The organism is Sediminibacterium sp. FW305-C-61 (genome assembly GCF_058231065.1).
In genome coordinates, this window is the sequence record NZ_JBIQXR010000004.1 from 276,177 (window position 1) to 303,043 (window position 26,867).

Consider the following 26,867-nt stretch of genomic DNA (forward strand, 5'->3'; position numbering starts at 1 on the left):
ATGGTTTTCGTCTAAGAAAAATAAATAAGGCTATTTACTATTAAAAATGAATTTTAAAATCATCATGGTTATTTATTAAGCATTATCATATAAAAATATTCCAAATATTTCATTTTCCAAAACGGTTTCCCGTATTCTATTACACCAGCCTAAAAGAGATTTAGTAAATTACTCCTCCAAACCAACTCTATGAAAAGATTACAATCCCTCCTCATCCTCCTCATCACAATCCAAATCGCTCAGGCACAAGGCACTATGCTATTGCGCCAGCCGAGTGCCAGTAAAGACCATATTGTTTTTGTACATGCCGATGATCTCTGGCGTGTAGACCGTAATGGCGGACAGGCGCAAAGGCTTACCAGCGCTGTGGGTTCAGAAACCAGTCCGCGTATTAGTCCAGATGGCAAATGGGTGGCATTCTCCGGGCAGTATGATGGTAATACCGATGTATATATTGTACCCATTGATGGTGGTGAACCCAAGCGGCTCACCTGGCATCCCGGTGCCGATATTACACAGGGGTGGATGCCCGATGGTAAAGCCGTGTATTTTACCTCGGGCAGGGAAGGCTATCCTACCGTGAATGCCAAATTCTTTACCGTGCTGGTGAGTGGTGGTACACCCACGGCTATGGCAGTACCCTTTGGATATGTGGGCAGTTTATCGCCCGATGGGAAAACCATGGCCTATCAACCCTATAGTTTCTGGGATCCTGAATGGCGCAATTACCGCGGCGGTCAGGCACAGCCCATCTGGTTATTCAATATGAGCTCTTATGAAACCGTGAAAACCGTGCAGGGCGATCGGGAGCGGCATACAGCACCTGTTTGGTGTAATGGCATACTCTATTTTCTGTCGGAACAGGATTTTCTGAACAATGTATGGTCCTACGATCCGAAAACCAAGCAACAGAAGCAGCTTACTTTTCATAAAGACTTCGATGTTAAGAACCTCACTGCGGGTGATAACAGCCTGGTGTATGAGCAAGGTGGTTACCTGCACAGTCTTGACCTGACCACACAAAAAAATACTCAATTGGTGATAGAGGTTAAAGGTGATCTAAATTGGGGTAGACCTCGCTGGAACGATTTGAGCGCATTTAGCCTGATCAATGCCAGTTTATCTCCAACAGGTAAAAGAGCCTTGTTCGAAAGCAGGGGCGAAGTGTTTACTGTGCCTAAAGAAAATGGCGACTGGAGAAATATCACCAACTCACCCGGTAGTGCCGACAGAGCTCCGGTTTGGTCGTCTGATGGACAAAAAATTGCCTGGTTCTCTGATGCAAGTGGTGAGTACCAACTCATGATCCGCGACCAGTTTGGTTTACAGCCCGCACAGGCATTTCCTATTCCTAATAAAAAATTCTATTACACACCTACCTGGTCGCCCGATAACAAATACATTGCTTTCAGCGATACAGATTATAATATCTGGTACATCGATGTAAAAACGGGTGCTATTAAACTCGTAGATACAGACAGGTACGCTCATCCAACCAGGTCCATGAAACCCGTATGGTCGCCAGATAGTAAGTGGATTGCTTATGCGCAGATTCAGAACAACCAGTTTAAAGCTATTAAAGTGTACAGCCTCGAAACAGGCAGTGCCAAACAGATCACCGATGGTTTGTCTGACGCTATCGATCCACAATGGGATGAGAGCGGTAAATACCTCTACTTCCTTGCCAGCACCGATTATGCACTGGCAACAGGATGGCTCGATATGAGCAGTTACAATTATCCCGTTAACCGCGCCCTCTACATTGCTGTACTCAGTAAAGATGCCCCTTCGCCCTTTGAGCCGAAGAGTGATGATGAACCGGTTAAATCTCCTGCAGACAGTTCGGCTAAACCAGCCAGGCCCGCAGCAGGAGCAGGGGTTCAGGTGAAAATAGATTTCGATGGACTTGACCAGCGTATCATTGCCGCTAATATTCCTTTAAAGAATTATGCAGGTCTGGTTGCAGGTCCGGATGGAACGGTATTCTATTTGGAATCTCCGGCAGATGGACCAGGACTTATTCTTCATCGTTACAGTCTGAAAGATAGAAAGTCGATAGAATTTGTTCGATCAGTAAGTGCCGCGGTAACCAGCTTCGATCGTAAATCAATTTTATACCGTGCTGGTCCGGGTTGGTTTATCAATGGAACTGCTGCAGCTCCGCGTCCGGGTGAAGGAAGACTTTCAACAGATGGTATGAAAGTGTATGTTGATCCATCACAGGAAGCAGAACAAATTTTCAGGGAAGGCTGGCGCTACCAGCGAGATTTCCTCTATGTAGACAATACTCACGGCGCACCATGGGATAAAATTTTTACCTGGTACAAACCCTGGGTGAAACATGTAAAACATAGAAGCGATCTCAACTATATCATCGACATTCTAGGTGGTGAAATTGCTGTGGGCCACTCTTATACCAGTGGGGGCGATTTCCCCAATGTACCTTCTGTACCAGGTGGTTTATTGGGAGCAGACTATAAAGTGCAAAACGGATATTTCGTATTCAGTAAAATATACACCGGCGAAAACTGGAACCCCGAACTGAGGGCTCCGTTAAGTGGTCCGGGTATGAATGTGCAGGAAGGCGATTATTTATTGGAAGTAGATGGTAAGCCTTTAACAGCCGATATGAATTTGTATAGTTTATTTGAAGGCACTGCGAATCGTCAGGTAAAAATCAGGGTAAACAATAAGCCATCACTCGATGGTTCAAGACTGATTACAGTTCAACCTATTACCAATGAAGGCGGATTACGTTCCCGTTACTGGGTAGAAAGTAATCGGAAAAAAGTAGACGCGCTCTCGGGTGGTAAACTGGCTTATGTTTATGTGCCCAATACCGGTAATCCCGGCTACACTTATTTCAACCGCTACTATTTCTCCCAGCAGGATAAAAAAGGCGCCGTTATTGATGAAAGAAATAATGGTGGTGGCTCTGCCGCCGATTATATGGTTGATATCATGAATCGCCAGCTCTTGGGTTATTTCAATAACAGGGTAGAAGGGCACCGACCATCAACAACCCCTATGGCAGGCATTTGGGGGCCCAAAGTAATGGTGATCAATGAAAATGCCGGCTCGGGTGGCGATCTGCTGCCCTATATGTTTAAAAAGGCCAATATTGGTCCTCTAGTAGGCACTCGCACCTGGGGCGGATTGGTTGGTACCTGGGATACACCTCCATTTATCGACGGCGGCCGCATGGTAGCCCCACGTGGCGGTTTCTTTGATACCGATGGCAAATGGGCAATCGAGGCAGTTGGGGTTTCACCCGATGTAGAAGTATTCCACGACCCCAAAGCCATCATAGAAGGCCGCGACCCGCAACTGGAAAAAGCGGTTCAGGAGGCGCTTCGCTTAATGCCTACAAAAGGTATCGAGTTGAAGAAAGAACCTGCTGCGCCGGTGAGGTCGTTTAGGCCGAAGGGGAGATAGTCCGAAAGTCCGGAAGTCGGGAAGACCGAAAGATGATTGATTTAACCCTGCGTAACCTCTGCGTTCCCTTTTCTCTGCGGTGAACTTACTCGAATATTCACCGCAGAGAAAAGAAAAAAATCAAAAGTCAAAATTCAAAATTCAAAAAGAACACCCCCTTTTGAATTTTGAATTTTGACTTTTGAATTTATCCACCCCTCTACCACTGTTTTTCCGCAAAGTTCTGCACACTTCGTTCACAAAACCTAAACTGCGCCTGGATCGTAGCGATTGAAACTACTTTAGGGAATAATTTTTTATTGTTCACTAATTAGTTAACTTTGCAAAGGAAAAGAGAATTCTATTTGTATGAGGACCGGTTTATGAACTGGTATCAGCAACTGGATAAGAAAGTACAGGAAAAGATTGATTGGGTGTTTGAACTGGTAAAAACGGTACCGGTTATACCTCAGAAATACTTTCGGTATATAGAAAATACGGAGGGCCTTTATGAGATAAGGGTTGAGTATGAAAGTAATATTTACAGAATATTTTGCTTTTTCGATAACGGTAACCTGATAATATTGGTAAATGGTTTTCAGAAGAAAACACAAAAAACGCCGATGCACGAAATCAGACTTGCCTTAAAACTCAAGAAACAATATTTCAGCAATAAATAATTTCTTCGATCATGAAAAAAAAGCATGCTGAACTTATATCCTGGGATGCACATCTTGATAAAAAATATGGTAAAACAGGAACAAAAAAACGTACAGCTTTTGAAGCAAATGCCCAGGCATTTATAATTGGAGAATTAATTAAACTGGAGCGCGAAAAATCGCAGCTTACGCAGGAGCAAATGGCTGAAAAAACAGGTACAAAAAAAAGTTATATCTCCCGCATAGAAAATGGCAAAGCTGATATCCAGTTATCAACTCTCTATAAGCTTATAGAACAAGGGTTGAATAAGAAACTGCATTTGGTGATTGGGTAGAGGGTGTGAGTAGTCAATAGTCAATAGGTGAGTTTAGGTAAAAACCCTTTTTTTTATCATTCACTACACCTTCCCACTTCTTCCTTCACTTTCTAATTTCTTATTCCCCTTCGACAAGCTCAGGACAAGCTTTATTTCTTATTTCTTATTCCTTATTTTCTCACCCCGCTTCCACCATATCACGCAGATACTGCTTGCTTTCTTCTTTGAAAGCTTTACGTGGCTGTAGTCCTAACAACTGGAACATTTGATTGTCTTCATCAAATGATGGGTTAGGAGTGGTTAATAATTTATCGCCTGCAAAAATAGAATTGGCACCGGCCATGAAGCACAATGCCTGGTCGGAGATGCTCATGTCTGTACGTCCTGCACTGAGGCGTACCATGGTTTTAGGCATCAGTATACGGGCGGTGGCAATCATGCGTACCATATCCCATACATCTACTTTTGTATTGTTTTCAAGTGGTGTTCCTTTGATGGCCACGAGTGAATTGATGGGCACACTTTCCGGATGTTCCGGCATAGTGGCCAGCGTGTGCAACATACCTATACGGTCTTCATGTGTTTCGCCCAGGCCGATAATGCCACCACAACAAACAGTTACACCTGCTTTGCGGACATTATCAAGTGTGTTCAAGCGATCTTCATAAGTACGGGTAGTAATTATTTCACCGTAATGTTCTTTACTGGTATCAAGGTTGTGGTTATAAGCGTATAATCCGGCATCGGCTAATTTCTGTGCCTGGTCTTCGGTTAGCATGCCGAGGGTACAACAAACTTCCATACCCATTTCATTCACACCTTTTACCATATCGAGTACACGATCGAAATCGCGATTGTCGCGCACTTCTCTCCATGCAGCACCCATACAGAAACGGGTAGAGCCAGCATCTTTGGCTTTCTGTGCATAAGACAGCACTTCATCTTTCTTCATCAATGCCTGTACATCCACACCGGTACTGTATCGTGCAGCCTGCGGACAATATGCACAGTCTTCACTGCAACCACCGGTTTTAATACTCAACAGTGTACATACCTGTACCTCGGCTGTATCATTGTATTTGCGATGCAGTTCTGCTGCACGAAATACCAGCTCGAGTAAAGGCATGTTGTAGATATCGTAAATTTCTTCCTTGCTCCAGTTATGACGGATGTCGTTTGACATAAGTTTTCAGATTTATTGTACAAATATAGAGGAACTGAGAAATAAGAAATAAGGAATATGAAATAAGAAAGTGTGGTTGTTTTATTTGCGTGCCAATAATATGGAGAAGAATAGGACGCAGATTGTCATGATTTTTATGATCTGTCATGTTAAATCATAAAAATCATGAAAATCCGTGTCCCATTAAGAGCTAAGTTTTTTACGGGATTGTTGTCCAACTACTTTCTTATTTCATATTCCTTATTTCTTATTCCTCTGTTTTCCTATGTTGCACATAATTGCGCCACTTGTTTATCACCCCTTGCATATCATCGGGTAATGGTGCTTCGAAGTGCATGGGTTGTTTGGTTACGGGGTGGATAAAGCCTAGTGTTTGTGCATGCAATGCGCAGCGGGGACACATTTCGAAACAGTTGTCTACAAACTGTTTGTATTTAGTGTAGATGGTTCCTTTCAGAATTTTATCGCCGCCATATTCCCAGTCGTTGAAAAGGGTGTGGCCGATATGCTTCATGTGTACCCTTATCTGGTGGGTGCGTCCCGTTTCAAGAATACATTCTACCAGGGTAACATAGTTGAAGCGTTCCAGTACTTTATAATGGGTAATTGCATGTTTGCCTATTTCACCTTCCGGGTATGCATCAAACATTTTGCGGTGCTGTCTGTGTCGGGCAATATGTGCTTCGATGGTGCCGCTGTCTTCCTGTACATCACCCCATACCAGTGCAACATATTTTCTGTTTACGGTATGGTTAAAGAATTGTTTTGCAAGATGTGCGGCAGCATCGCCTGTTTTGGCAAGTACGATTAGGCCCGTGGTATTTTTATCGATGCGGTGTACCAGTCCGAAACGAGGCAGGCTCTCTTCATCGAGATTGGGATTCTGTTTTAAGAAATGATAGGCCACTCCATTAAGCATAGTACCGGTAAAATTGCCTACACCGGGATGTACCACCATATTGGCGGGCTTATTCAATACCATTACCGCATCATCCTCATACACAATATTCAGCGGAATATTTTCAGGCTTTAATTCTGTATGTTCTGGGTTGATGAGGCTCATCAATACAATCTCATCACCCGGTTTAATTTTATAGTTACTCTTTACAACCTGTCCGTTTACGGTAAGGAAACCGGCATCAATACCTTTCTGCACCTTATTACGCGTAGCTCCCTCAATGCGTCCCTGCACCCATTTGTCTATGCGCAGCGGCTCCTGTCCTTTATCTACTTTAAAGGATTTTCGTTCGTATAGTTCTTCGGCGGAGTCTTCGGCTTGTAAATCTTGTTCATCCAGCATGGAGCAAAGAAACAGAGAAATAAGGAATATGAAATAAGGAATGAGAAAGTAGGTCATTACTATTTCACAATTCCCCAACCTATCCCTGATCTTTCATATTCCTTATTTCGTATTCCTTATTCCTTATTTCTCTGTTTCTTTGCATCATGCAGTCAGTATTTTTTGAAGACCTCGGATATCGGTCGTATAAATCGGTATGGGATCGGCAGGAGGAGATGTTGAAGCAGAAAGTGGAGATGAAAGCGAAGCACCGTGAGGATGTTACTGCTGCACTGCCCCCGCATCACCTGTTATTTGTAGAACATTCACCCGTTTATACCCTCGGAAAAAGTGGGAAAGAGGAACATATCCTAATTGCTCCGGAAGAAATGGCGGCAAGGGGTATTGAGTATTTCCATATTAACCGGGGTGGCGATATAACATTTCATGGTCCGCAGCAGATTGTAGGATATCCTATTATTGACCTCGAACAGTTTAAGACTGATCTGGGCTGGTATTTACGCAGCCTGGAAGAAGTAATCATACTTACCATGGCCGATTATGGCCTAAAAGGAGAACGGAGCAAAGGCGAAACAGGCGTTTGGCTCGACCCCGATATACCCGGCAAAGAAAGAAAGATCTGTGCTATGGGCATCAAGTGCAGCCGCTGGATTACCATGCATGGCTTTGCCTTCAACATCAACACCGACCTTAGCTATTTCGATCATATTGTTCCCTGTGGCATCGTAGGCAAGCAGGTAACCTCACTGCAAAAAGAATTAGGAAGAGAAGTAGATTTTGAAGAAGCTAAAGAAAGATTGAAAAAACATTTTGAAGCAGTGTTTGAAGTGGCGCTGAGCTAAACAGAAGAACAGAGAAATATCCAACGTCCAATTACCAATTATTTGGACATTGGACGTTGGATATTTCTCTGTTCCTCTGTTCTCAGCAGAGAGTATGCTACACTACCTCAACATTCAACCCTTGCTATTCCTTTTTGCCAAAAACGAAATCAGTAATTAGTTGTACCAATCTTGTATTTATGGGTAAAGCAGGATTTGTATAAGAAGCATTGTTTTCATTTATATCACCCTGAATTGTTTTGAGTACATGATTCATGTTTTCAATTGTTGCAAAGTTGGCAGTTGGTTGTGCCGTAGCAAGAGCTTTGGCATCATTAATAGAAACCTGCAGGTCTTTTGTGCCTTGAAGAATCAGGATGGGAATATTGAGTCGGGCAATTTCATCAGCAGGATTATATTTAAACCATGAAATCATATAGGGTTGTACACTTGGGCGAAAAAGTGAGTAAAGCATTTGGTTAATATCTTTAACTGTTTTACCCTGCATTAAACTATCTATAATATTGTAAGAAGGGTCTTTGATCATTGCCGGTTGATTAGCTAGTTGTTCTTTGATGACCAAACCGCCTGATCTGCCAGCACCTGCTATAGATATAAAGCCATCTGCTTTTCCCAATGAAGCGATCATACCAATCAGTGATCCTTCGCTGTGTCCGGCTACAATTATTTTTGAAAAGCGGGGATCGCTTTTTAGTAAATCGATCCATTGTTTTGCATCATTTACATAATCGTCGAATCGTAATGCTGTTTCATTCTTTCCTGCAGCAGTGCTGGCTGCAATGCCACGCTTATCATAGCGAAGTGTTGCAATGCCATTCTTTGCCAGCGCCTGTGATAATAGGCGAAGACTTTCGTTTTTCATCATTGGGTTGTTGCCATTCCTATCTGTAGGCCCAGATCCTGCAATGATTAATACAATTGGTAATTTGCCATTTGCGGCAGGCACAGTAAGTGTACCCATAATATTTCCTGTTTCTGTTGAAAGGCTTAAGGGCGATTCGATAGATGATGTATCTACTGTTATAGCAGCTTTAGCTTGAATAAAAACGAATATCAAGGAAATTAAAATGGCTGATCGTTTCACTTGTTTATGGTTGAGATGTGGTAATAATATTGACTTTTCAATATGATAAATATAAAGTATATTATATTCACTTTTGATGCCTGTAGTAGATGCCTCATCAATTTATATCATTCTACATTCAATATTCTTCTGTTCCTCTGTTCATCTGTTCCTCTGTTGCCTCAGTCTTTTTGCAGGAAAAACTTATTCTTCTCCACCAGAACATTGTGTTTGAAGAGTTCAAATTCATACCATCCGCTTTTTTTGAAATTGGCTTTGTCTAAAATCAGTTCTGCTTCTTTCATTTTCTGGATGCGGAAGAGTTCTTTTCCTTGCTGGTCGAAGAAAACAATATGGTAGGCTTGAAAGTCCTGTGCAGGCAGACTTATGTTGAGGTAGCCGTTGTTGTTGGTGTACACATATACCGATGGTTTCCAAACGGGTTTGGGAACAAAGCGGGAAAGCTCTGCGCGGAAGGTAGTGATATTGGTAAGGGTATCTTTTGTGTTGGCGGCAATAGAGTCTTTGAATCTTTTATAGAAGGGGAGTTCAATCTGTACCAGTAATGTGTCTTTTACAAATACGCTTACGTATTCCTTTGGTTTTGGAATGAATGGTTTCCAGTTGATTTCACCCGATTTAATCAATGATAAAGAATCCTGTGTGTATTTGATGATGGAGTCTCTGAAGCGACGGTATTCCTCTGTATTCAATGTATATACAAATTGATCACGCTTGTAAATGCGAATCAATTTTTCTGTTGTACCACTTGCCGTACTGTCTTTTTTAATGATGTCTGCAGGTATGATGATTCGTTCTGAAACATCATCTGCTTTTTTAACGGCTTCTTCAACAGTATTATCGGATGATTTTTTAATATCCGTAAAAAAGTAATTGCCCCCAGCGAGAACATAAAATATGCGGTAATAAACTTTTGGAGCAGGAGGCACTTTAATATCAACATAACCATTACGTGGCAGTTCGGGCGATTGTGCCGAAAAGATGGTTCTGAAATTAATGCTGTCAGTAGAGCGTTGAATGGCCAGTTGATTACAGGTAGGATAGGGGTTGATCCAACTGATGCTAACTTTTCCCTTTCCTAATTCCTGAATGGTAAATCCCGGCAAAGCTCTTTGTGCAGACAGGTGCATGATACTTCCAAGACAAATAATAAATAACAGGCTCCAGTGTTTCATTCATACAAATATATAGTGCATGGGGATTAAAATTCGGGTGATTGCCACTGAATACACAGAAAAGCACTGAATCCTTCTGTGTAATTCTGTGTCCTCAGTGGCAACAAATAGTTAAAATAAAAGCTTGCCGGCGCTTAATGAACGATTTCCCTGTAAGCCGCCGCTATGTATCAGCAGCAAACGACTACCTGGAAGAATTTGATTTGTTTGGATCATGTCCCTGACACCGTAACATAATTTTGCGGTATAGACAAAATCAGTAGGTAATTGATCTGCCAGCCAAAGCTCGTTCATGAAATCGATTAACGATTGGGTATGTTTGGCATATCCTCCAAAATCATATCCCTGCATGGAGCCAAATGCCATGTCTTTGTTAGAATAATTGAGAGAAGTAACCTCACTCATAAGTGAGTGATGATTTTTCAATACGCTGATGCCAAGGATGTTTTGGTTGTCCTGAGCTGATTGTATTAGTCCGCTAAGCATAGTTCCAGTGCCGGTTGCGCAGATGATATAGTCATAACCCGATGTATCTGCTGTACTTAAAATATCGCCCGCACCTTTGGCACCCAGTTTTCCATATCCTCCTTCGGGTATCCAATAAATGCCCGGCTGATGGTATTGGTGCATGATGGCATCTTTGTCTCTGTAAGTAGTCCTGTCAACAAAAACCAATTCCATGCCATATTGCTTTGCTTCGAGCAGGGTGGGAGAAAGCGGGGTTGCTTGATCGCCCCTGATAAAACCTTTGGTGGTAATACCTTTTTCATACCCTGCACAGGCAAGTGCCACTATATGGTTCGAATATGCGCCCCCAAAACTGGCGAGGCATTGCGCGTTCTGTTCAACAGCTTCTTCCAGGTAATATTTTAATTTAAACCATTTGTTGCCACTAATAATGGGGTGCACCTGATCAAGCCGGAGTATGTCGGTTTGAATTCCATTAATGGATAATGCCTTTAGTGACTGAATATAAATATTTTCAATATTTATCAACATCCTATCTTATTGTAGGCCTGAAAGTTATAGTTTCGTTGAATCAAACTGTACTATGAAACCGACTTTAGTGATTCTTGCAGCCGGTATGGCGAGCCGTTATGGCAGTATGAAACAAATTCAGTCTTTCGGCCCTGATGGCGAAACTATCATGGATTATTCAATTTATGATGCAATTCGTGCCGGATTTGGCAAAGTTGTATTTATCATCCGTGAAGAATTTGCGGAACAGTTTAAAGCCATTTTTGAGCCTAAATTACAAGGTAAAATAGCTACCGATTATGTTTACCAGGACTTATCGGCCTTTACCAATGGCTATGCATTTCCCGCAGATCGCTCCAAACCATGGGGTACTGGTCATGCAGTATTGTGCTGTAAAGGAAAAATCAATGAGCCATTTGCTGTTATTAATGCAGATGATTTCTATGGAAAAGATGCTTTTGAAAAAGCCTATACTTTTTTAACTACTGAATGCAATGAGCAGACTTACTGCATCATTGGTTATCACCTCAAAAATACTTTGAGTGATAATGGTACGGTTAGCAGAGGTGTTTGTGAAGTAAGTGCCGATGGTAATCTTACTGATATCAATGAACGTACGAAAATATATGCCCAGCCGGAAGGTGGTATTGTATACGAGGAAGATGAGAAGCTGACCAGCTTACCTGAATCAAGTCTGGTAAGTATGAACTACCTCTGTTTCGCACCTGGTTTTATTGGTCATGCAGAAACATTATTTGAAACTTTCCTCAAGGAACATGGACAAGAATTGAAATCTGAATTTTACATCCCTACCGTAACCAAACATTTTGTGCAGTCAGGTAAAGGTGTAGTAAAAGTTATTCCTACTTCAGCCCAGTGGTTTGGTGTAACTTATAAAGAAGATGCACCGGGAGTGCAGGAGAGCATTAATAAACTTGTAGCTGCGGGAGAGTATCCGGGTAGTCTTTGGAGATAAGATTTGAATGGCGGATGTCTGATGGCTGATGTCGGATTTGGATGGCAGATGGCAGATGTCAGATTTCAGATTTCAGATCGCAGATTTCAGATTTGGTAGAAATAATTTTATAATTAAAATAGCCCCTGCATTCGCAGGGGCTATTTTAATTAATTTCATTATTAACAAAACCAATGTTTAAAACCCTCATTTTCAAATTTTCAAATTCTCAAATTTTCAAATTATCAAATTATTTCGCAAACGCCTTAACATAGAACACACAATCTTCCACTTCTGCGATCTGCTGTTTGCGTTGTACGCCTTTGAGGCTGGATTTTGATGGGAGTTTTATTTTTTCTGCGGTATCGCTTTTGCGGAACGCATCAACAATGCGGAATATATTTCTTGATTTAACAGCGAATACCACACCTTCTGCTGAAGTTTGTCTGGTACTGAGTACGCCGATGATTTCGCCATTGCTGTTGAGAACTGGTGCACCTGAGTTGCCTGGATTGGCACTCATTTGAAGCTGGTAGGAGAGTGAGTCGCCTTCCAGTCCACTGCGTGCGCTCAGGTAACCCATTCCATAAACGATTTCATTACGTGGGTAGCCGAGTGTATAGATTTCTTCTCCGAGGTCAGAACTGTTTTTACGGATGCCGTATGGCAGGCTTTTACGGGGAACAAATTCTTTGTCGGTTACTTTCAGGAGGGCCAGGTCTTTTTCGTGGTCAATATGAACGATATCAGCACTGAATTCCTGTCCTTTACTGTTTACCACAATAGCACCAGAGCCTTTCAGTACGTGTGCATTGGTAATAATATAGCCCTTAGGGTCGATTAAGAAACCGGAACCACCGCTGACAAAGCGAACACCTTCGGGTAATTTGCTTTTTACTTCATTGATAAGGTTACCCTGTACCTGCTGGTTTCTTTTGATCACAGCAATATCGTTGCTAAGTTGTTGCAACTGGTTGCCATTTACAGCAGGTGCAAAATACATGACAATACCGCTGATAAAAAGTGCAATTACACCACCTACACCTGCTGCAATAGCTGTAACGCGCTTGTATTTATTCCATAACTGAATTACACGACCACGGGTACTGATGTCGCCACCTTCATTGATATCTCCTCTTTCGAGCAGGCGCTGGTGGGTTTCATGAATACTGTGTCGGAGGTTACGGTGGGCCGCATACATATCCATCTGGTGCAGGAACATGTTATGTTCAACAACCATCTGGTCGATCTCAGGGGTGTTTTTGCGGAGGTTTTCGAAATAGGTACGCTCTTCGGCGCTCATGTCGTCGCTGAGGTATCTTTCTATGGCTTCTAGTAATAAAATATCATCCATGGTACTTACTCTCCGATATTATATTGCGCAAAGAAGAGTTTCTTTAAGCGCATTAAACATTTATACTTTTGGTTTTTGGCATTATCGGCATTGGTATAACCAAATTCCGAAGCCAATTCCTGCATGCCCATTTTTTTAAGGTAATAACCTTCTAATAAGCTCTTGCAGGGTTCTCCCAGACTATTCATCGCCCGATCCATGATGGCGAAAGCGGCGTTTCGTTTTTCATGGTTTTCGAGGTCTTCTTCCACCGGTACAGTCTCCTCCAGGCTGTCCACCTGATTAGTATACCTTCCCAATTGCTGAAGTCTTTTAAGCCATAAACGCCTGCATATGGAATATACATAGGTTTTAATTTGACAGGTTAAGACAAATGATTCGCTTTGTGCTTTTTCATACAGCGCAATCATTGCTTCCTGAAAAATATCCCTGGCGTCGTCATAAGAACCGTTGTTATTTAGTATAAAAGCCTGTATGGTATTGAAATTCTCCTTGTAGATGGTCTCAATAGCCCTGGAATCGTTATTTGCCAGTCCTTTCAGTAATGCTTGTTCGTTAGTATCAGCTTTCACTAAATGTTCTTTTAATACGTTGAGGTCGGTAAAAGTAACCCAAAATACTGCGAAAACTTTTTTTTGAAAAAAATCCGATAACCCGGGTTACCTTTTATTATATCCGGGTATTAACATCAAAATCACTCAAAAAAAACCACACAATGAAAAAATTATTAGTCGTTCTAGCATTAGGCGCTTTCGCTGCATGTAATTCAGGTGAAAACAAAGAAGCAACTGCAGATACTGCTGCTGCTCCTGTAGCTGCAGATACAACAACTGCTCCTGCTGCTGACACAACTGCTCCTGCAGCTGATACTACAGCCGTAGCTAAGTAATTGAATTCGAAACCAGGTGATTCCTGTTTAGTAGGGCCTGCTTGCCGGCAGTACTGGTTTCTATAAGAATTTTCATATGGCAAGCAATCGTTAGAGGCCGCTCCGTTTCCACGGAGGGGCTTTTTTTTTGTCGCAGCCCTTGTGCGCTCCTCAAAATGACGGACGTTTCCTGTTTTAGCATCCTTCTTTACTGAGGTATTTTATGTTTCATAAACAATCATCATCCAAAGGAGTGTTTCAACCCCGGTTGAAACATACGACGAGGGAAACGAAGGTTTGTTAGTATAATTTTTTTTAATGACTTGATGGTTGGTATTATTTACTGTTCTATATTTGACTCAATGAACACAAAAGCAAACAATACCTGGTTTTATTTTTTCTTTTATTACTTCTTTAATCAAAGGAGCCGGGTTGTATTTGCTAAAGCTTAAGAAATAGAAAATACTAGATATAGAATCCCGGCCAAATGGTCGGGATTTTTTTTGTGGTAAACAGAGATAAGCAATAAGAAATAAAAATATTGAAGTGGGTAGGAGAGAAAATTTTTCGTTTATGAAATCAGTTGGAAATATTAAAGGTGGCATTGCCATTCAGGGATATGAAGGGAGTTTTCACCAGGTGGCGGCAAGGTCATTTTTTGGGAAAGATGTGGAAGTAATTCCATGCGCGAATTTCCGCGACCTTATTCATATTGCAGGTGATGCCAAACAATCTGCAGGTGGAATAATGGCTATTGAAAATTCCATAGCCGGAAGCATCCTTCCTAACTATAACCTTCTTCAAAAAAGCAAACTTAAAGTTGTTGGAGAAGTTTACCTTTCTATCAGCCAAAACCTTCTCGTTAACCACGGTGTAAAACTGGAAGACATCAAAGAAGTGCATAGTCATCCAATGGCCATTCTTCAATGCCTTGATTACCTGGAACAACACCCATGGAAACTGGTTGAAACAGAAGATACAGCCCTGAGTGCAAAACACCTGCAACAACACAGAAGTAAACATACAGCAGCTATCGCGAGTAAACTCGCCGCTGAACTTTTTAAGCTGGATGTTATTGGTCCTGATATACATACCATGAAAAATAATGTTACCCGTTTCCTGGTATTAAAACGGGCAAACGAAACAAAAGAGGATCCCAATGCAAATAAGGCATCCCTTTATTTTCAAACCAATCATGCCAGAGGTGCTTTATCGAAAGTGTTAACCACCATTGCATCAGGAGGTATTAACCTGAGCAAATTGCAAAGCATGCCTATCCCGGGTAGCCATTTCAAATACGGATTCTATGTTGATATGGAATTTGAAAAAAGAAGCCAGTTAGATAAAGTGCTGGCATCACTAACATCACTTACCAATAACGTTAAAATATTTGGAGTTTACCGGAAAGGAAAACTTATAAAAGGATAATTTATGCTGATCAAGACCGCGAATAGACTGGATGGAATCGGAGAGTATTATTTCTCGCAAAAACTGCGTGAAATTGATACGCTTAACAAAGCTGGAAAAGATATACTCAATTTGGGAATCGGTAGCCCAGACCTGCCCCCACATCCTGAAGTGATTCGTGTATTGCAGGACACTGCGGCACAACCCAATGTACATGCTTACCAGAGCTATAAAGGATCCCCGGTTTTACGCAAAGCAGTGGTAACCTGGTATCAGCAATGGTATGGCGTTTCACTTGATCCAGAAACAGAAATATTGCCGCTTATTGGTAGTAAGGAAGGGATCATGCATATCTGCATGACTTACCTCAATAATGGGGATGAAGCTTTGATACCTAATCCGGGATACCCTACTTATAGCAGTGCCGTTAAATTGGCGGGCGCAAAGCCAGTGCCCTATACTTTATCGGAAGAGCATAACTGGCAACCAGACCTGGATGCCTTAGCACAATCAGACCTGTCGAATGTAAAACTGATGTGGGTGAATTACCCGCATATGCCTACCGGACAATTACCCTCTGCCAGTTTCTTTGAAAAGCTGATTGCGTTTGCACAGAAACATAATATCCTGATCTGTCATGATAATCCATATAGCTTCATCTTAAATGAACAACCAGTTAGCTTACTGAGCATTCCTGGTGCAAAAGAAGTCGTACTGGAACTTAATTCGCTTAGTAAAAGTTCGAATATGGCAGGATGGAGGGTAGGAATGCTGGCAGCAGCCAAAGAAAGGATTGATGAAGTACTTCGTTTCAAAAGTAATATGGATAGCGGGATGTTTCTTCCGGTTCAACTGGCAGCGGCAAAGGCTTTGGAACTCGGAAAAGACTGGTACGATTCAATCAATACTATTTATGCAGAACGAAGGACCAAGGTTTTTGAAATGCTTGACCTGCTGAACTGCAGTTATGCAACTGGACAGGTAGGCATGTTTGTTTGGGCTAAAATTCCAGCAACTTTTACCGATGGTTTTGCCTTAAGTGATAAAGTATTGTATGAAGCTTCCGTATTCATTACTCCCGGTGGCATATTTGGTGATGCCGGTAATGGATATATCAGGGTGAGTCTTTGTGGAAGTATAGAAAGATTTGAAGAAGCTATTCAACGCATCAAAACAAGATTAGTAAAATGAGGATTACAATTATCGGAACCGGTTTAATCGGAGGCTCACTCTCACTTACCTTAAAGGCAAATGGAGTTGCATCTTTTGTAACCGGCGTGGAACAGAATGAAAAACACGCTAAACGCGCCCTGGAACTTGGACTGGCAGATGCCATTGAATCTTTGCCTAAAGCAATTGCTGATTCAGATCTAATTGTACTTGCTACACCTATTGATGCTGCTGAAGCACTGTTGCCGGGTATTTTGGACATGGTTTCAAAACAGGTGGTAATGGATGTAGGATCTACCAAAAAAGTCATCTGTGAATCGGTGGCAAACCATCCTAAGAGAGGAAGATTCGTGGCTACACACCCTATGTGGGGTACAGAATACAGTGGACCGGATGCGGCTATAAGTACCGCATTTGCCGATAAAGCCACTGTAATATGCTCGAAGGAAGAAAGTGATACAGATGCGGTTGAACTGGTAGAGCAGGTTTACAAAACATTGGGCATGCACTTACTATACATGAAGGCCGATGACCATGATGTACATGTGGCTTATGTGAGTCATATTTCACATATTACTTCTTTTGCGCTTGCCAATACCGTATTGGAGAAAGAAAGAGAAGAGGATGCCATTTTCGAACTGGCCAGCGGTGGTTTTGAAAGTACCGTTCGACTGGCCAAAAGTAACCCAGCTATGTGGGTTCCGATTTTTATGCAAAACCGGGAGAATGTGCTGGATGTACTAAATGAACACATTGCCCAATTGCGCAAGTTCAAAGCCTGTCTGGAAAAAGAGAATTTCGATTACCTCCAGGAATTGATTGAACATGCGAATGGGATTAGAAGAATTTTGAAATAGGGGGCGTGAATGGTCAATGGTGAATGGTGAATAGGTGTATTCATATTGACAATTCACCATTGACCATTCACCGGCTCTGTTCCCAAATAAAACCCGCAAAGCCCCTGATATTGGGTAACTTTGCAAAAAAAATTATACATGACGACATTTGAAGCGTTAGGAATTGATGCGAGATTGGTTCAGGCAACCGATGAGTTGGGGTATGTGAACCCAACCCAGATTCAGGAACAGGCAATACCCATTCTGTTGAGTGGTACGAAAGACTTTATTGGTCTGGCTCAAACTGGAACAGGTAAAACGGCTGCTTTTGGTTTACCACTCTTACATGTGATCGACGCAAAAGCAAAACACCCACAGGCATTAGTGATATGCCCTACACGCGAACTCTGTTTACAGATCGTAAAAGAAATTGAACTGTTTAAAAAATATATGACCGGAGTTTCGGTAGTAGCAGTTTACGGAGGCGCGTCAATTGGTTTACAAATTCGCGACCTCAAAAGAGGAACACAGATTGTAGTAGCTACCCCGGGCCGATTAATTGATTTGATTGAAAGAAAAGCCATCAACCTGGAAGAAATTAAGTACGTAGTGCTTGATGAGGCTGACGAAATGCTGAATATGGGCTTTCAGGATGATATTGAATTTATCCTGAAAAATACCCCTCAGCGTGAAAGTACATGGCTCTTCAGTGCAACCATGCCTCCTGAAATCAGGAAAGTGAGCAAGCGTTACATGAAAGAACCTGCAGAAGTTACAGTAGGTAAGGTAAACACTGCTAACAAAAGCATCGATCACCAGTACTATGTAACCAGTTCACAGCATCGTTATGAAACACTGAAAAGGATCATTGATTTTAATCCCGGTATCTATGGTATCATTTTTACCCGTACTAAAATAGATGCACAGGAAATTTCTGAGCGTCTTACACGCGAAGGATATGATATCGATGCATTACATGGCGATCTTACCCAGGCTCAGCGTGATAAGGTAATGGGACAATTCCGAGACAAAAGCCTGCAATTACTTATTGCAACAGATGTTGCTGCGCGTGGTATTGATGTGCAAGGTATTACCCATGTAATCAACTACGAATTACCCGATGATGTTGAAGTGTATACCCATAGAAGCGGAAGAACCGGTAGAGCAGGTAATGTAGGTATTTGCATTTCTATTGTCCACAGCAGGGAAATGTATCGCCTGAAACAAATAGAACGCATCAATAACTCCAGATTCCATAAGCTGGATATTCCAAGTGGTAAAGATGTGTGCCGTAAACAGTTCTTTCATTTCATGGATAAATTACTGTCGGCAGATATTAGTCATGGTGATTATGAAACTTATGTTCCCATGCTGGCAGAAAAATTTGCGGATGTGAGCAAAGAGGAAGTGTTGAAACGCGTAGCCGCAATGGAATTCGATCGTTTCCTCAAGTATTATGAAAATGCAGAGGATCTCAATTTCCGTGAGAGAAGCAGGAAAGAACAAAGTGACGCAGGCGATCAAGGTCGCCGTCGTGATGCAGGAAAAGGGGATAATCGTAAAGAATACAAACGTGGTGGTGGATTTAGTCGCCTTTTCGTAAACCTGGGTACAAAAGATGGTTTCTACAAAGCCAGCTTCCTGCAGTTTATTCTTGACATGAGCGATTTGAAAAAAGATGTGTTAGGAAGAATTGACATGAAAGATATGAACAGTTGGATTGAAATAGATAAAGGAGCTGCCAATCAAATGATCCGCGCCCTTGATGGTAAAAACTACAAAGGCAGAAGAATCCGGATGAACGACGCAGACAGCGGTGGCGGCAGAAAACCGAGGAGAGGAGAGGAGTAATTGCATTTTAAGATGTCAGATGGCAGATGTCAGATTTGAAATATATTAAATAATACATCTGACATCTGACATCTGACATCTGAGATCTGATATCATACATTTTAATTTTATGGAGCAAGCAATCGAACAAAAGACAGCGGTGGAGGCATTATTGCAAAAACGTCCACTGATTATTTCTGGTCCCTGCAGTGCAGAGACAGAAGAGCAGGTAATTCAAACTGCCACCAGACTGGCAGCTACCGGTAAAGTAGATATTCTGCGAGCAGGTATCTGGAAACCACGAACACGTCCGGGAAGTTTTGAAGGTATTGGTACCAAGGGTTTGCCCTGGTTGCAGCAAGCAAGAAAAGCTTCGGGATTACCAGTAGCGGTAGAAGTAGCCACCGGTAAACAAGTTGAAGATGCGCTTCATTTTGATGTGGATGTATTATGGATCGGGGCACGTACCACCGTTAATCCTTTTAGTGTGCAGGAAGTTGCCGATGCATTAAAAGGAGTGAAAGTGCCTGTATTAATTAAGAACCCCATTAACCCGGATTTGGAATTATGGATCGGTGCAGTAGAGCGCGTAGCGAAATCAGGAATTGAAGATATTGGTCTTATACACCGCGGCTTCAGCTCTTACGGCAATACTGAATACAGAAACGCCCCAATGTGGCACCTGGCAATTGAAATGAAAAGACGTAACCCGGGTATGCTGCTTATCAATGACCCTTCTCATATCTGTGGTCGTAGGGATATATTAATGGATGTAGCACAAAAAGCGATAGACCTGGATTTTGATGGGTTAATTATTGAAAGCCATATCGATCCGGATAATGCATGGAGCGATGCCAAACAACAGGTTACACCTGAACGTTTGGGTGAAATGATTGGTTCGATCATCTGGCGTAAGGAAGACATCAGTTCAGAAGAACTGCACGCAGCAATGGAAAAAATGCGCCAGCAGATTAATCAACTCGATGATGAACTGTTGCAGTTATTAGGACAAAGAATGAAAGTGGCCGATAAAATTGGTCAGTATAAGAAAGATAATAATATTACTATCCTGCAAACCAATCGCTGGAATGCCATTCTCGATCGGGCATTCGACAAAGGAGAAAAACTTGGGCTGAGCCGTGAGTTCATCACCAAGTATTTTGATGCCGTACACATGGAAAGTATCAATCACCAGAATAAGATCATGAACTCCTAAGCAATTAGGGTTGATGTGGAACAGGTATGAAAAAAAGAAGCTTTCAATTTGCAACCAAAACGGTTCAGTATTATTTCGATGCATCTTTCGACCTGCTGGATAAAATAGCCGGCAAGGAAAAAGCTGTACTCGTTACAGATGAACATGTTTTTAAAGCCCATAAAAAGAAATTCAAAGGGTGGAACACCATTGTGCTAAAGCCCGGAGAAGCCTATAAAATTCAGCAAACAGTAGATGTGTTGATTGATCAGCTAATCGAAATGGGTGCCGACCGAAAAACCATACTTGTGGGTGTTGGAGGAGGTGTTGTTACAGATATCACCGGATATGTAGCCGGTATTTATATGCGCGGCATTGAGTTTGGTTTTGTCCCCACCAGTTTATTAGCCATGGTTGATGCTTCAATCGGAGGAAAGAATGGTATTGATGTAGGCATTTACAAGAATATGGTGGGATTGATTCGCCAACCTTCTTTTCTTTTATACGACTACAGTTTACTTGCTTCTTTGCCACTTGCTGAATGGAGAAATGGTTTTGCAGAAATTATTAAACATGCCTGCATTAAAGATGCCGCCATGTTTAAACAACTGCAGCAGCATACATTGAAGCAATACCAGCAAGACAAAAAACTATTGTCAGCACTGGTTGAGCGAAATGCCATGATCAAAACCAAAGTGGTACTGGGTGATGAGTTTGAAAGCGGTGAACGTAAACTACTCAACTTTGGACATACGCTTGGACATGCTATTGAAAACATGTATGAGCTTAGTCACGGACAGGCCATCAGTATTGGTATGACCTACGCTGCAATTATGTCGCAGCAGTTAAAAGGGTATAAAGATGCTGATCAGGTTATGAACCTCTTAACCCGGTATGGGTTGCCAACAATGGCAGAGTTCGACAAGAAAAAAGCTTTTAAAGTTTTACAGAAGGATAAAAAGAAGGACAGCGTGAGTATACAATACATCCTGCTGGAAAAAACCGGAAAGGGTGTGGTGCAGCCATTGTTGTTTGTTCAATTGGAAGAAATTTTCAAACAGTTTTAATGCGATTGCTGCAGGGCAGTAATTCAGTTTATTATTTATGCAGGTAAGTATACAGCCATCTTCGATTCATGGAAATATAAGGGCAGCGGCAGGTAAAAGCAGTATGCAAAGGGCTTGTGCTGCTGCATTATTAACAAAAGGTACTACCAGAATCATTAACCCAGGCAAAAGCAACGATGACCTTGCAGCGCTTGATGTAATTCAGAAGCTGGGTGCAACCATTTCATTTGAAGAAAATGGTGATCTGCTGATTTATTCAAATGGGATTAACCCAGTGAGTACCGAAATTAATTGTGGGGAGAGTGGATTGGGTATACGCATGTTTACACCTATTGTAGCATTGAGTGAACAGGCACTAACAATTAATGGTAGTGGCAGCCTTACCACAAGACCTATGCATTTTTTTGATGAGATACTTCCGCAACTGAATGTACGGATACAATCGAACGAGGGTAAATTACCCTTACAGATACAAGGGCCATTGCAACCTGGCAATATTGAAGTGGATGGTTCACTAAGCTCTCAGTTTTTAACCGGACTATTGATGGCATTTGGTGCGGCTGGTGCAAATGGTGCTTCTATTCGGGTACGAGATTTAAAAAGCAAGCCTTATATTGATCTTACACTGAAAGTAATGCAGGATTTTGGTTGGAAGGTAACGCATGAGCAATATGAGCGATTTGATTTTCATGGCAGGCAGATCAATGAAGACGAAACACGCAGCTACGCTGTAGAAGGCGACTGGAGCGGGGCAGCTTTTCTGTTGGTAGCAGGGGCTGTTGCAGGTGGTATAACCGTAACAGGGCTCGATGTTTTTTCGACCCAGGCCGATAAAGCTATATTACAGGCTTTGATAGATTGTGGTTGTCGTTTATCTGTACAGGAAAAACAAATTGAGGTTTCTCCATTGCCTTTAAAGGCATTTCACTTTAATGCGACTGATTGTCCTGACCTGTTTCCTCCACTTGTAGCCCTGGCAGCTTATTGTGATGGTACTACGGTTATTGAGGGCGTTAGCCGACTGGCGCATAAAGAAAGTGACCGCGGTCTAACATTACAGGAAGAGTTTGCTAAATTGGGTATTGAAATAGTATTACAGGATGACCTGATGCTCGTAAAAGGCGGAACGGGAGTGAAAGCTGGAATAGTTCATTCAAGACATGATCACCGCATCGCTATGGCCTGTGCTGTAGCTGCATTAAAAGCTGAGGGCACGGTAACCATTCAGGATGCCGATGCCATCAATAAATCCTATCCCGATTTTTATGATCATTTAAAACTATTGGGTGCAGATATTATCATTGATTAATCTCCACCAAAGCCAACAACCTAAAACCTAATCCCTAACCCCTAAAAACCTTAAATTTTGAACTCATTCGGACGCATTTTCAGGATTCATATTTTCGGAGAGTCGCACGGTGATTGTGTCGGACTGGTAGTGGATGGTTGTCCGGCAGGACTCCAATTGTCCGTAGAAGACTTTATGCCAGATATCGAAAGGAGAAAAGGAGGGGTGCAGAAAGGTACTACGCCAAGAAAAGAGGATGATATTCCCATCTTTAAAACAGGGCTGTTTAATGGAAAAACAACCGGAGCGCCGCTAACAATCTTATTTGAAAATAAGAACACCCGGAGTGGTGATTACGAAAAGCAAAGGGCAGTACCTCGTCCGGGGCATGCTGATTTTACCGCAAATGCTAAATATGGGGGGTATGAGGACTACAGAGGCGGAGGACATTTCAGTGGAAGATTAACCGTATGCCTGGTCGCAGCAGGGGTAATTGCGAAAAAGCTGCTTAAAAATATTAGTGTTACTGCCAATATTCTTGAAATAGGGGGAGAAAAAGACCTTGAAAAAGGACTTCAACTGGCTATAGACCAAAAAGATAGTATTGGGGGAATTGTAGAGTGCAGGGCAAATGGGCTGCCTATTGGATTGGGGGAACATTTTTTCGATTCAATTGAGTCGGTACTGTCACATGCAGTATTCTCCATTCCTGCCATAAAAGGCGTGGAATTTGGGGCCGGGTTTGCCGCGGCAAGGATGTTTGGCACTGAACACAATGATGCCATCATGGATGCCAATGGCACTACCTCCACCAATCATGCTGGTGGGGTTGTAGGTGGTATTACCAATGGCAATGAACTGGTGTACAGGGTTGTAGTGAAGCCAACATCTTCTACCCCAAAAGAACAACAAACCTGGAATTGGGAAACCGGGCAGGTGGAAGGGTTTTCTGTAAAAGGAAGACATGATTTATGTATTGCCTTACGCGTACCTGTGGTGCTGGAAGCGGTAACCGCAATGGTACTTGTCGATTTTATGTTGATCGAGCAAAAAATTAATAAAGTTTTATAAAATATTCAATTTCAATTAGATAATGGAAAATTCATCTGAATTTATATATCATATTACAACAGCTGCCCAATGGGAGAAAGCAACCAATGAGGGAGTGTATACGGCCGATAGTCTGGCAACGGAGGGTTTTATTCACTGCAGTACCGAAGACCAGGTTGCGGGGGTATTAGAGCGTTATTATCAGGGTCAGAAGGGGCTGGTTAGGTTAACGATTCAGCGTGATAAAGTAGAACGGCCATTGATTTTTGAGCTGGCGGGTTCAATTAATGAAGTGTTTCCGCATATTCATGGTCCCTTAAATCTTGATGCGGTGGTGGCAGTAAACCCTGTTTTGTCATGAGTAATGCGAATATTGTCAGTGCGTCGATTCAAATGTTGCCTGTTCAATCGGGTAGCCTGCATCCTTATGAATGGGTTGATGAAGTAATCGATATCATTAAATCGAGTGGAGTAGTTTACGAGATAGGGGCATTTAATACTTCTATTGAGTCTGATTATGAGTCAGTTATGAGAGTTATTGATAAAATAAACAGGCATTTGCTGGAAAGAGGCTGTCCGGAATGGATTTTAGGGGTGCAATTGCAGCTTAGATCAGGCGCTGACATCACAAGCGCAGAGAAACTAGAAAAGCATAGATAGGATAATAATCATTTGATTATTAATTATTTAAAGGTTTTACTTCAACTAATTATTGGAGTAAAACCTTTTTTTTGGCATGGTGTTTGGTCTAATGGGTCACACAAAATAAGCTGAATATTTACTCGTTTACTATATAGGTGGATGGGTTTATTAACCCTTCGGGGCAGCGATAAAGGAATAATATGAAAACTATTGTGTACCTGATCGTCTTACTCATTTTTCTCCTTCCCTCCGGGGCAAGGCTGGAACCAGTGGGTGTGCACCAGACCAGGGATACCATACCTGCTTTAGATACTTTACCTTCAGATAGTAGCCGTTTCTTCAATGATAGTTTGATCATTGTTAGTGATACACTCGGTACAATTGATACGTTTACTTACAGTGGCAAGCAGGTTAAAGGGATTGCCAGTTATTACAGTAAAAAGTTTGAGGGCAGGAAAACAGCAACGGGCGATGTTTTTCGACATGCTAAACTTACCGCTGCCAGTAATCATTTTAAACTTAATACCCTGGTTAAGGTAACCAATCTGAAAAATAATAAAAGCGTAATAGTGCTGATTAATGACCGAATGCATGCCCGTATGAAGAAAAAGGGAAGGGTTGTTGATCTCAGTAAAAGCGCTGCTACAGAGCTTAATTTTGTAAAAAACGGGATTACCCGGGTAGCTGTACAGCCACTAACTCCATATACAAGAAAACAAGTGGGTATAAGTTCGGAATAACTTAAAGTTATCTTAATTTTCAGAAAATCAGATTCACCCTGTATTTTTGTGGGAATTAATAAAAACCTGTTTATGAAGAAACTGCTTTTTTCTTTATTAGCCAGTGGTTTGTTTTTTTCTGCTACCGCTCAAAATGCGCCAGCAAGCTATAAAAAAAGACCCTCCCTTGGTATCAATTTCATTCTTAAAGATATGTACACCTCTGAAGCTATCAGCAGGAGTTCTATATCATCTGTTATTTCTAATAAAAATTGGACGCCATTCAGCCAGTTGGATCCAGGACTAAGTGTACAGTATTTTAATGGCTTAACTGAGTATGTTGACTTCCAGGCAACACTTTCAGGTTCTTATGTGAAATATCCTTTTTATAAAAAAAGTGGTGTAGCACAGCCTACTACAGCAAAGTTTTTATTAGAGCTTGATGCTGCTGCAAATATCAAGTTGCTTACAGACAAATACAAAGTAGTTCCTTACCTCACTTTTGGTTTAGGTGCTTCAATGTACACAAGCACATATTTTGCTGCGTATGCACCAGCTGGTATGGGGCTTCAGTTTAACCTTGGACAGGAAACTTTTCTGCATACCCAGTTCGTTCACCGTTCTGCAATTTCAAATCTTGCAGTTAACCACCTGACTTACTCTATTGGCCTGTCTTCTCCTCTTAAAGATAAAAAAGAGCCTGTAGTAGTAACTCCACCGCCTCCTGCACCTGCACCTGTTGAAAAAGATACAGATGGCGACGGTATCCTGGATAGTAAAGACAAATGTCCTACAGTACCAGGTACTGCTAAATATGACGGTTGTCCGGTACCGGATACTGACGGTGATGGTATCAATGATGAAAATGATAAATGCCCTACCGTTAAAGGTCTTGCCAAATACGATGGTTGCCCTGTTCCTGATACCGATAAAGATGGTATTAATGATGAAGAAGATAAATGTCCAACCGTTGCAGGCGTTGCCCGTTACCAGGGTTGTCCTGTTCCGGATACAGACAAAGATGGTGTGAATGATGAAGAAGATAAATGTCCAACAGTACCTGGCGTAAGAGAAAACAATGGTTGTCCAGCAGTGAAAGAAGAAATCGTGAAGAAAGTAGCAGCTAGCGCTAAAAATGTATTCTTTGTAACCGGTAGTGCGAAATTGCAGACTAAATCTTTCAAATCACTTGATGAAGTGGTTGCTATTCTTAAAGAAGATGCGGCGCTGAAACTGGATATTGAAGGTCATACCGATAATACTGGTTCTGATAAAGTAAATGTACCATTGAGTCAGAATCGTGCTAAGTCTGTATACGATTATATCGTTAGCAAAGGAATTGATGCTTCAAGACTTAGCTCTGAAGGTTTTGGATCTTCTCAGCCTGTTGCAGATAACAAAACTGCAAAAGGTCGTACGCTTAACAGAAGAGTAGAAATGAAACTGAAATATTATTAATCGAAAGATTAATTGAATAAAAAATAAACCCCGGTTGAAATTTCAACCGGGGTTTATTTTTTATTATAAATATTGT

The 26,867-nt window shown here is 41.8% G+C and carries 25 protein-coding genes; 18 read left to right on the forward strand and 7 right to left on the reverse strand.

Annotated features, from left to right (window positions below):
* The first annotated feature begins 189 nt into the window (after nucleotides 1-189).
* The 3 genes from ACH30E_RS12355 to ACH30E_RS12365 all read left to right on the forward strand — a co-directional run bounded on the left by ACH30E_RS12355 (nucleotide 190) and on the right by ACH30E_RS12365 (nucleotide 4,408).
* Nucleotides 190-3,435, forward strand: coding sequence for a S41 family peptidase (locus ACH30E_RS12355; RefSeq protein WP_490825059.1), 3,246 nt, complete (start codon nucleotides 190-192; stop codon nucleotides 3,433-3,435).
* 320 nt (nucleotides 3,436-3,755) lie between these two features.
* Nucleotides 3,756-4,094 (forward strand): type II toxin-antitoxin system RelE/ParE family toxin, encoded by a 339-nt coding sequence (locus ACH30E_RS12360; protein ID WP_490825060.1) that lies wholly within the window; start codon nucleotides 3,756-3,758, stop codon nucleotides 4,092-4,094.
* An 11-nt stretch (nucleotides 4,095-4,105) separates the two neighbouring features.
* Nucleotides 4,106-4,408, forward strand: a complete 303-nt coding sequence (locus tag ACH30E_RS12365) for a helix-turn-helix domain-containing protein (protein ID WP_490825061.1) — start codon at nucleotides 4,106-4,108, stop codon at nucleotides 4,406-4,408.
* 160 nt (nucleotides 4,409-4,568) lie between these two features.
* Here ACH30E_RS12365 and bioB read toward each other — a convergent pair whose 3' ends face one another.
* Nucleotides 4,569-5,573 carry a biotin synthase BioB gene (gene bioB / locus ACH30E_RS12370; protein ID WP_490825062.1) on the reverse strand — a complete coding sequence of 335 codons (1,005 nt, stop codon included), beginning with the start codon at nucleotides 5,571-5,573 and terminating at the stop codon, nucleotides 4,569-4,571.
* 247 nt (nucleotides 5,574-5,820) lie between these two features.
* Nucleotides 5,821-6,930 carry an RluA family pseudouridine synthase gene (locus tag ACH30E_RS12375; protein ID WP_490825063.1) on the reverse strand — a complete coding sequence of 370 codons (1,110 nt, stop codon included), beginning with the start codon at nucleotides 6,928-6,930 and terminating at the stop codon, nucleotides 5,821-5,823.
* A gap of 89 nt (nucleotides 6,931-7,019) precedes the next feature.
* Here ACH30E_RS12375 and lipB point away from each other — a divergent pair, with 89 nt between their 5' ends.
* A complete protein-coding gene (gene lipB / locus ACH30E_RS12380) occupies nucleotides 7,020-7,715 on the forward strand; it encodes a lipoyl(octanoyl) transferase LipB (protein WP_490825064.1) in 696 nt (231 codons plus the stop codon).
* 124 nt (nucleotides 7,716-7,839) lie between these two features.
* Here lipB and ACH30E_RS12385 read toward each other — a convergent pair whose 3' ends face one another.
* The 3 genes from ACH30E_RS12385 to ACH30E_RS12395 form a co-directional block, all read right to left on the reverse strand.
* Entirely contained in the window at nucleotides 7,840-8,799 is a 960-nt protein-coding gene (locus ACH30E_RS12385) for an alpha/beta hydrolase (RefSeq protein ID WP_490825065.1), read from the reverse strand.
* A gap of 161 nt (nucleotides 8,800-8,960) precedes the next feature.
* Nucleotides 8,961-9,974 (reverse strand): hypothetical protein, encoded by a 1,014-nt coding sequence (locus ACH30E_RS12390; protein WP_490825066.1) that lies wholly within the window; start codon nucleotides 9,972-9,974, stop codon nucleotides 8,961-8,963.
* 111 nt (nucleotides 9,975-10,085) lie between these two features.
* The gene (locus ACH30E_RS12395) at nucleotides 10,086-10,973 is read right to left on the reverse strand and encodes a 1-aminocyclopropane-1-carboxylate deaminase/D-cysteine desulfhydrase (RefSeq protein WP_490825067.1); all 888 of its coding nucleotides are present in this window, start codon (nucleotides 10,971-10,973) and stop codon (nucleotides 10,086-10,088) included.
* Nucleotides 10,974-11,025: 52 nt separating this feature from the next.
* Here ACH30E_RS12395 and ACH30E_RS12400 point away from each other — a divergent pair, with 52 nt between their 5' ends.
* Nucleotides 11,026-11,928, forward strand: a complete 903-nt coding sequence (locus ACH30E_RS12400) for a glycosyltransferase family protein (RefSeq protein WP_490825068.1) — start codon at nucleotides 11,026-11,028, stop codon at nucleotides 11,926-11,928.
* Nucleotides 11,929-12,157: 229 nt separating this feature from the next.
* Here the strand turns inward: ACH30E_RS12400 and ACH30E_RS12405 are convergent, their stop codons facing one another.
* Nucleotides 12,158-13,261 (reverse strand): S1C family serine protease, encoded by a 1,104-nt coding sequence (locus tag ACH30E_RS12405; RefSeq protein ID WP_294992737.1) that lies wholly within the window; start codon nucleotides 13,259-13,261, stop codon nucleotides 12,158-12,160.
* Between the two features lie 5 nt (nucleotides 13,262-13,266).
* The gene (locus ACH30E_RS12410; protein WP_294992734.1) at nucleotides 13,267-13,833 is read right to left on the reverse strand and encodes an RNA polymerase sigma factor; all 567 of its coding nucleotides are present in this window, start codon (nucleotides 13,831-13,833) and stop codon (nucleotides 13,267-13,269) included.
* Nucleotides 13,834-13,976: 143 nt separating this feature from the next.
* Between ACH30E_RS12410 and ACH30E_RS12415 the strand changes: the two genes are divergently transcribed.
* From ACH30E_RS12415 to ACH30E_RS12475, 13 genes are all read left to right on the forward strand, one after another.
* On the forward strand, nucleotides 13,977-14,150 hold the full coding sequence (locus tag ACH30E_RS12415) for a hypothetical protein (protein ID WP_294992731.1): 174 nt from the start codon (nucleotides 13,977-13,979) through the stop codon (nucleotides 14,148-14,150).
* A gap of 552 nt (nucleotides 14,151-14,702) precedes the next feature.
* Nucleotides 14,703-15,557: a prephenate dehydratase gene (locus ACH30E_RS12420; RefSeq protein WP_490825069.1), complete on the forward strand. Its 855-nt coding sequence runs from the start codon at nucleotides 14,703-14,705 to the stop codon at nucleotides 15,555-15,557.
* A gap of 3 nt (nucleotides 15,558-15,560) precedes the next feature.
* Nucleotides 15,561-16,727, forward strand: coding sequence for a pyridoxal phosphate-dependent aminotransferase (locus ACH30E_RS12425; RefSeq protein ID WP_490825070.1), 1,167 nt, complete (start codon nucleotides 15,561-15,563; stop codon nucleotides 16,725-16,727).
* Complete coding sequence (locus ACH30E_RS12430; RefSeq protein ID WP_490825071.1) at nucleotides 16,724-17,563, forward strand: prephenate dehydrogenase; 840 nt, start codon at nucleotides 16,724-16,726, stop codon at nucleotides 17,561-17,563. Before ACH30E_RS12425 ends, ACH30E_RS12430 begins: the two co-directional genes overlap by 4 nt.
* A 138-nt stretch (nucleotides 17,564-17,701) precedes the next feature.
* Nucleotides 17,702-19,393, forward strand: coding sequence for a DEAD/DEAH box helicase (locus ACH30E_RS12435; protein ID WP_490825072.1), 1,692 nt, complete (start codon nucleotides 17,702-17,704; stop codon nucleotides 19,391-19,393).
* Nucleotides 19,394-19,502: 109 nt separating this feature from the next.
* The gene (locus ACH30E_RS12440; protein ID WP_294992714.1) at nucleotides 19,503-20,588 is read left to right on the forward strand and encodes a chorismate mutase; all 1,086 of its coding nucleotides are present in this window, start codon (nucleotides 19,503-19,505) and stop codon (nucleotides 20,586-20,588) included.
* Nucleotides 20,589-20,614: 26 nt separating this feature from the next.
* A complete protein-coding gene (gene aroB, locus ACH30E_RS12445) occupies nucleotides 20,615-21,634 on the forward strand; it encodes a 3-dehydroquinate synthase (protein WP_490825073.1) in 1,020 nt (339 codons plus the stop codon).
* A 37-nt stretch (nucleotides 21,635-21,671) separates the two neighbouring features.
* The gene (gene aroA, locus ACH30E_RS12450) at nucleotides 21,672-22,943 is read left to right on the forward strand and encodes a 3-phosphoshikimate 1-carboxyvinyltransferase (protein WP_490825074.1); all 1,272 of its coding nucleotides are present in this window, start codon (nucleotides 21,672-21,674) and stop codon (nucleotides 22,941-22,943) included.
* A 57-nt stretch (nucleotides 22,944-23,000) separates the two neighbouring features.
* Nucleotides 23,001-23,993: a chorismate synthase gene (locus ACH30E_RS12455; protein WP_490825075.1), complete on the forward strand. Its 993-nt coding sequence runs from the start codon at nucleotides 23,001-23,003 to the stop codon at nucleotides 23,991-23,993.
* Between the two features lie 22 nt (nucleotides 23,994-24,015).
* On the forward strand, nucleotides 24,016-24,333 hold the full coding sequence (locus ACH30E_RS12460) for a DUF952 domain-containing protein (RefSeq protein ID WP_490825076.1): 318 nt from the start codon (nucleotides 24,016-24,018) through the stop codon (nucleotides 24,331-24,333).
* Entirely contained in the window at nucleotides 24,330-24,632 is a 303-nt protein-coding gene (locus ACH30E_RS12465) for a thiamine-binding protein (RefSeq protein ID WP_490825077.1), read from the forward strand. The genes ACH30E_RS12460 and ACH30E_RS12465 overlap by 4 nt, the downstream gene beginning before the upstream one ends.
* Nucleotides 24,633-24,814: 182 nt before the next feature.
* On the forward strand, nucleotides 24,815-25,354 hold the full coding sequence (locus tag ACH30E_RS12470; protein ID WP_490825078.1) for a septal ring lytic transglycosylase RlpA family protein: 540 nt from the start codon (nucleotides 24,815-24,817) through the stop codon (nucleotides 25,352-25,354).
* A 72-nt stretch (nucleotides 25,355-25,426) separates the two neighbouring features.
* Nucleotides 25,427-26,791, forward strand: coding sequence for an OmpA family protein (locus tag ACH30E_RS12475; protein ID WP_490825079.1), 1,365 nt, complete (start codon nucleotides 25,427-25,429; stop codon nucleotides 26,789-26,791).
* Nucleotides 26,792-26,867 lie beyond the last annotated feature (76 nt).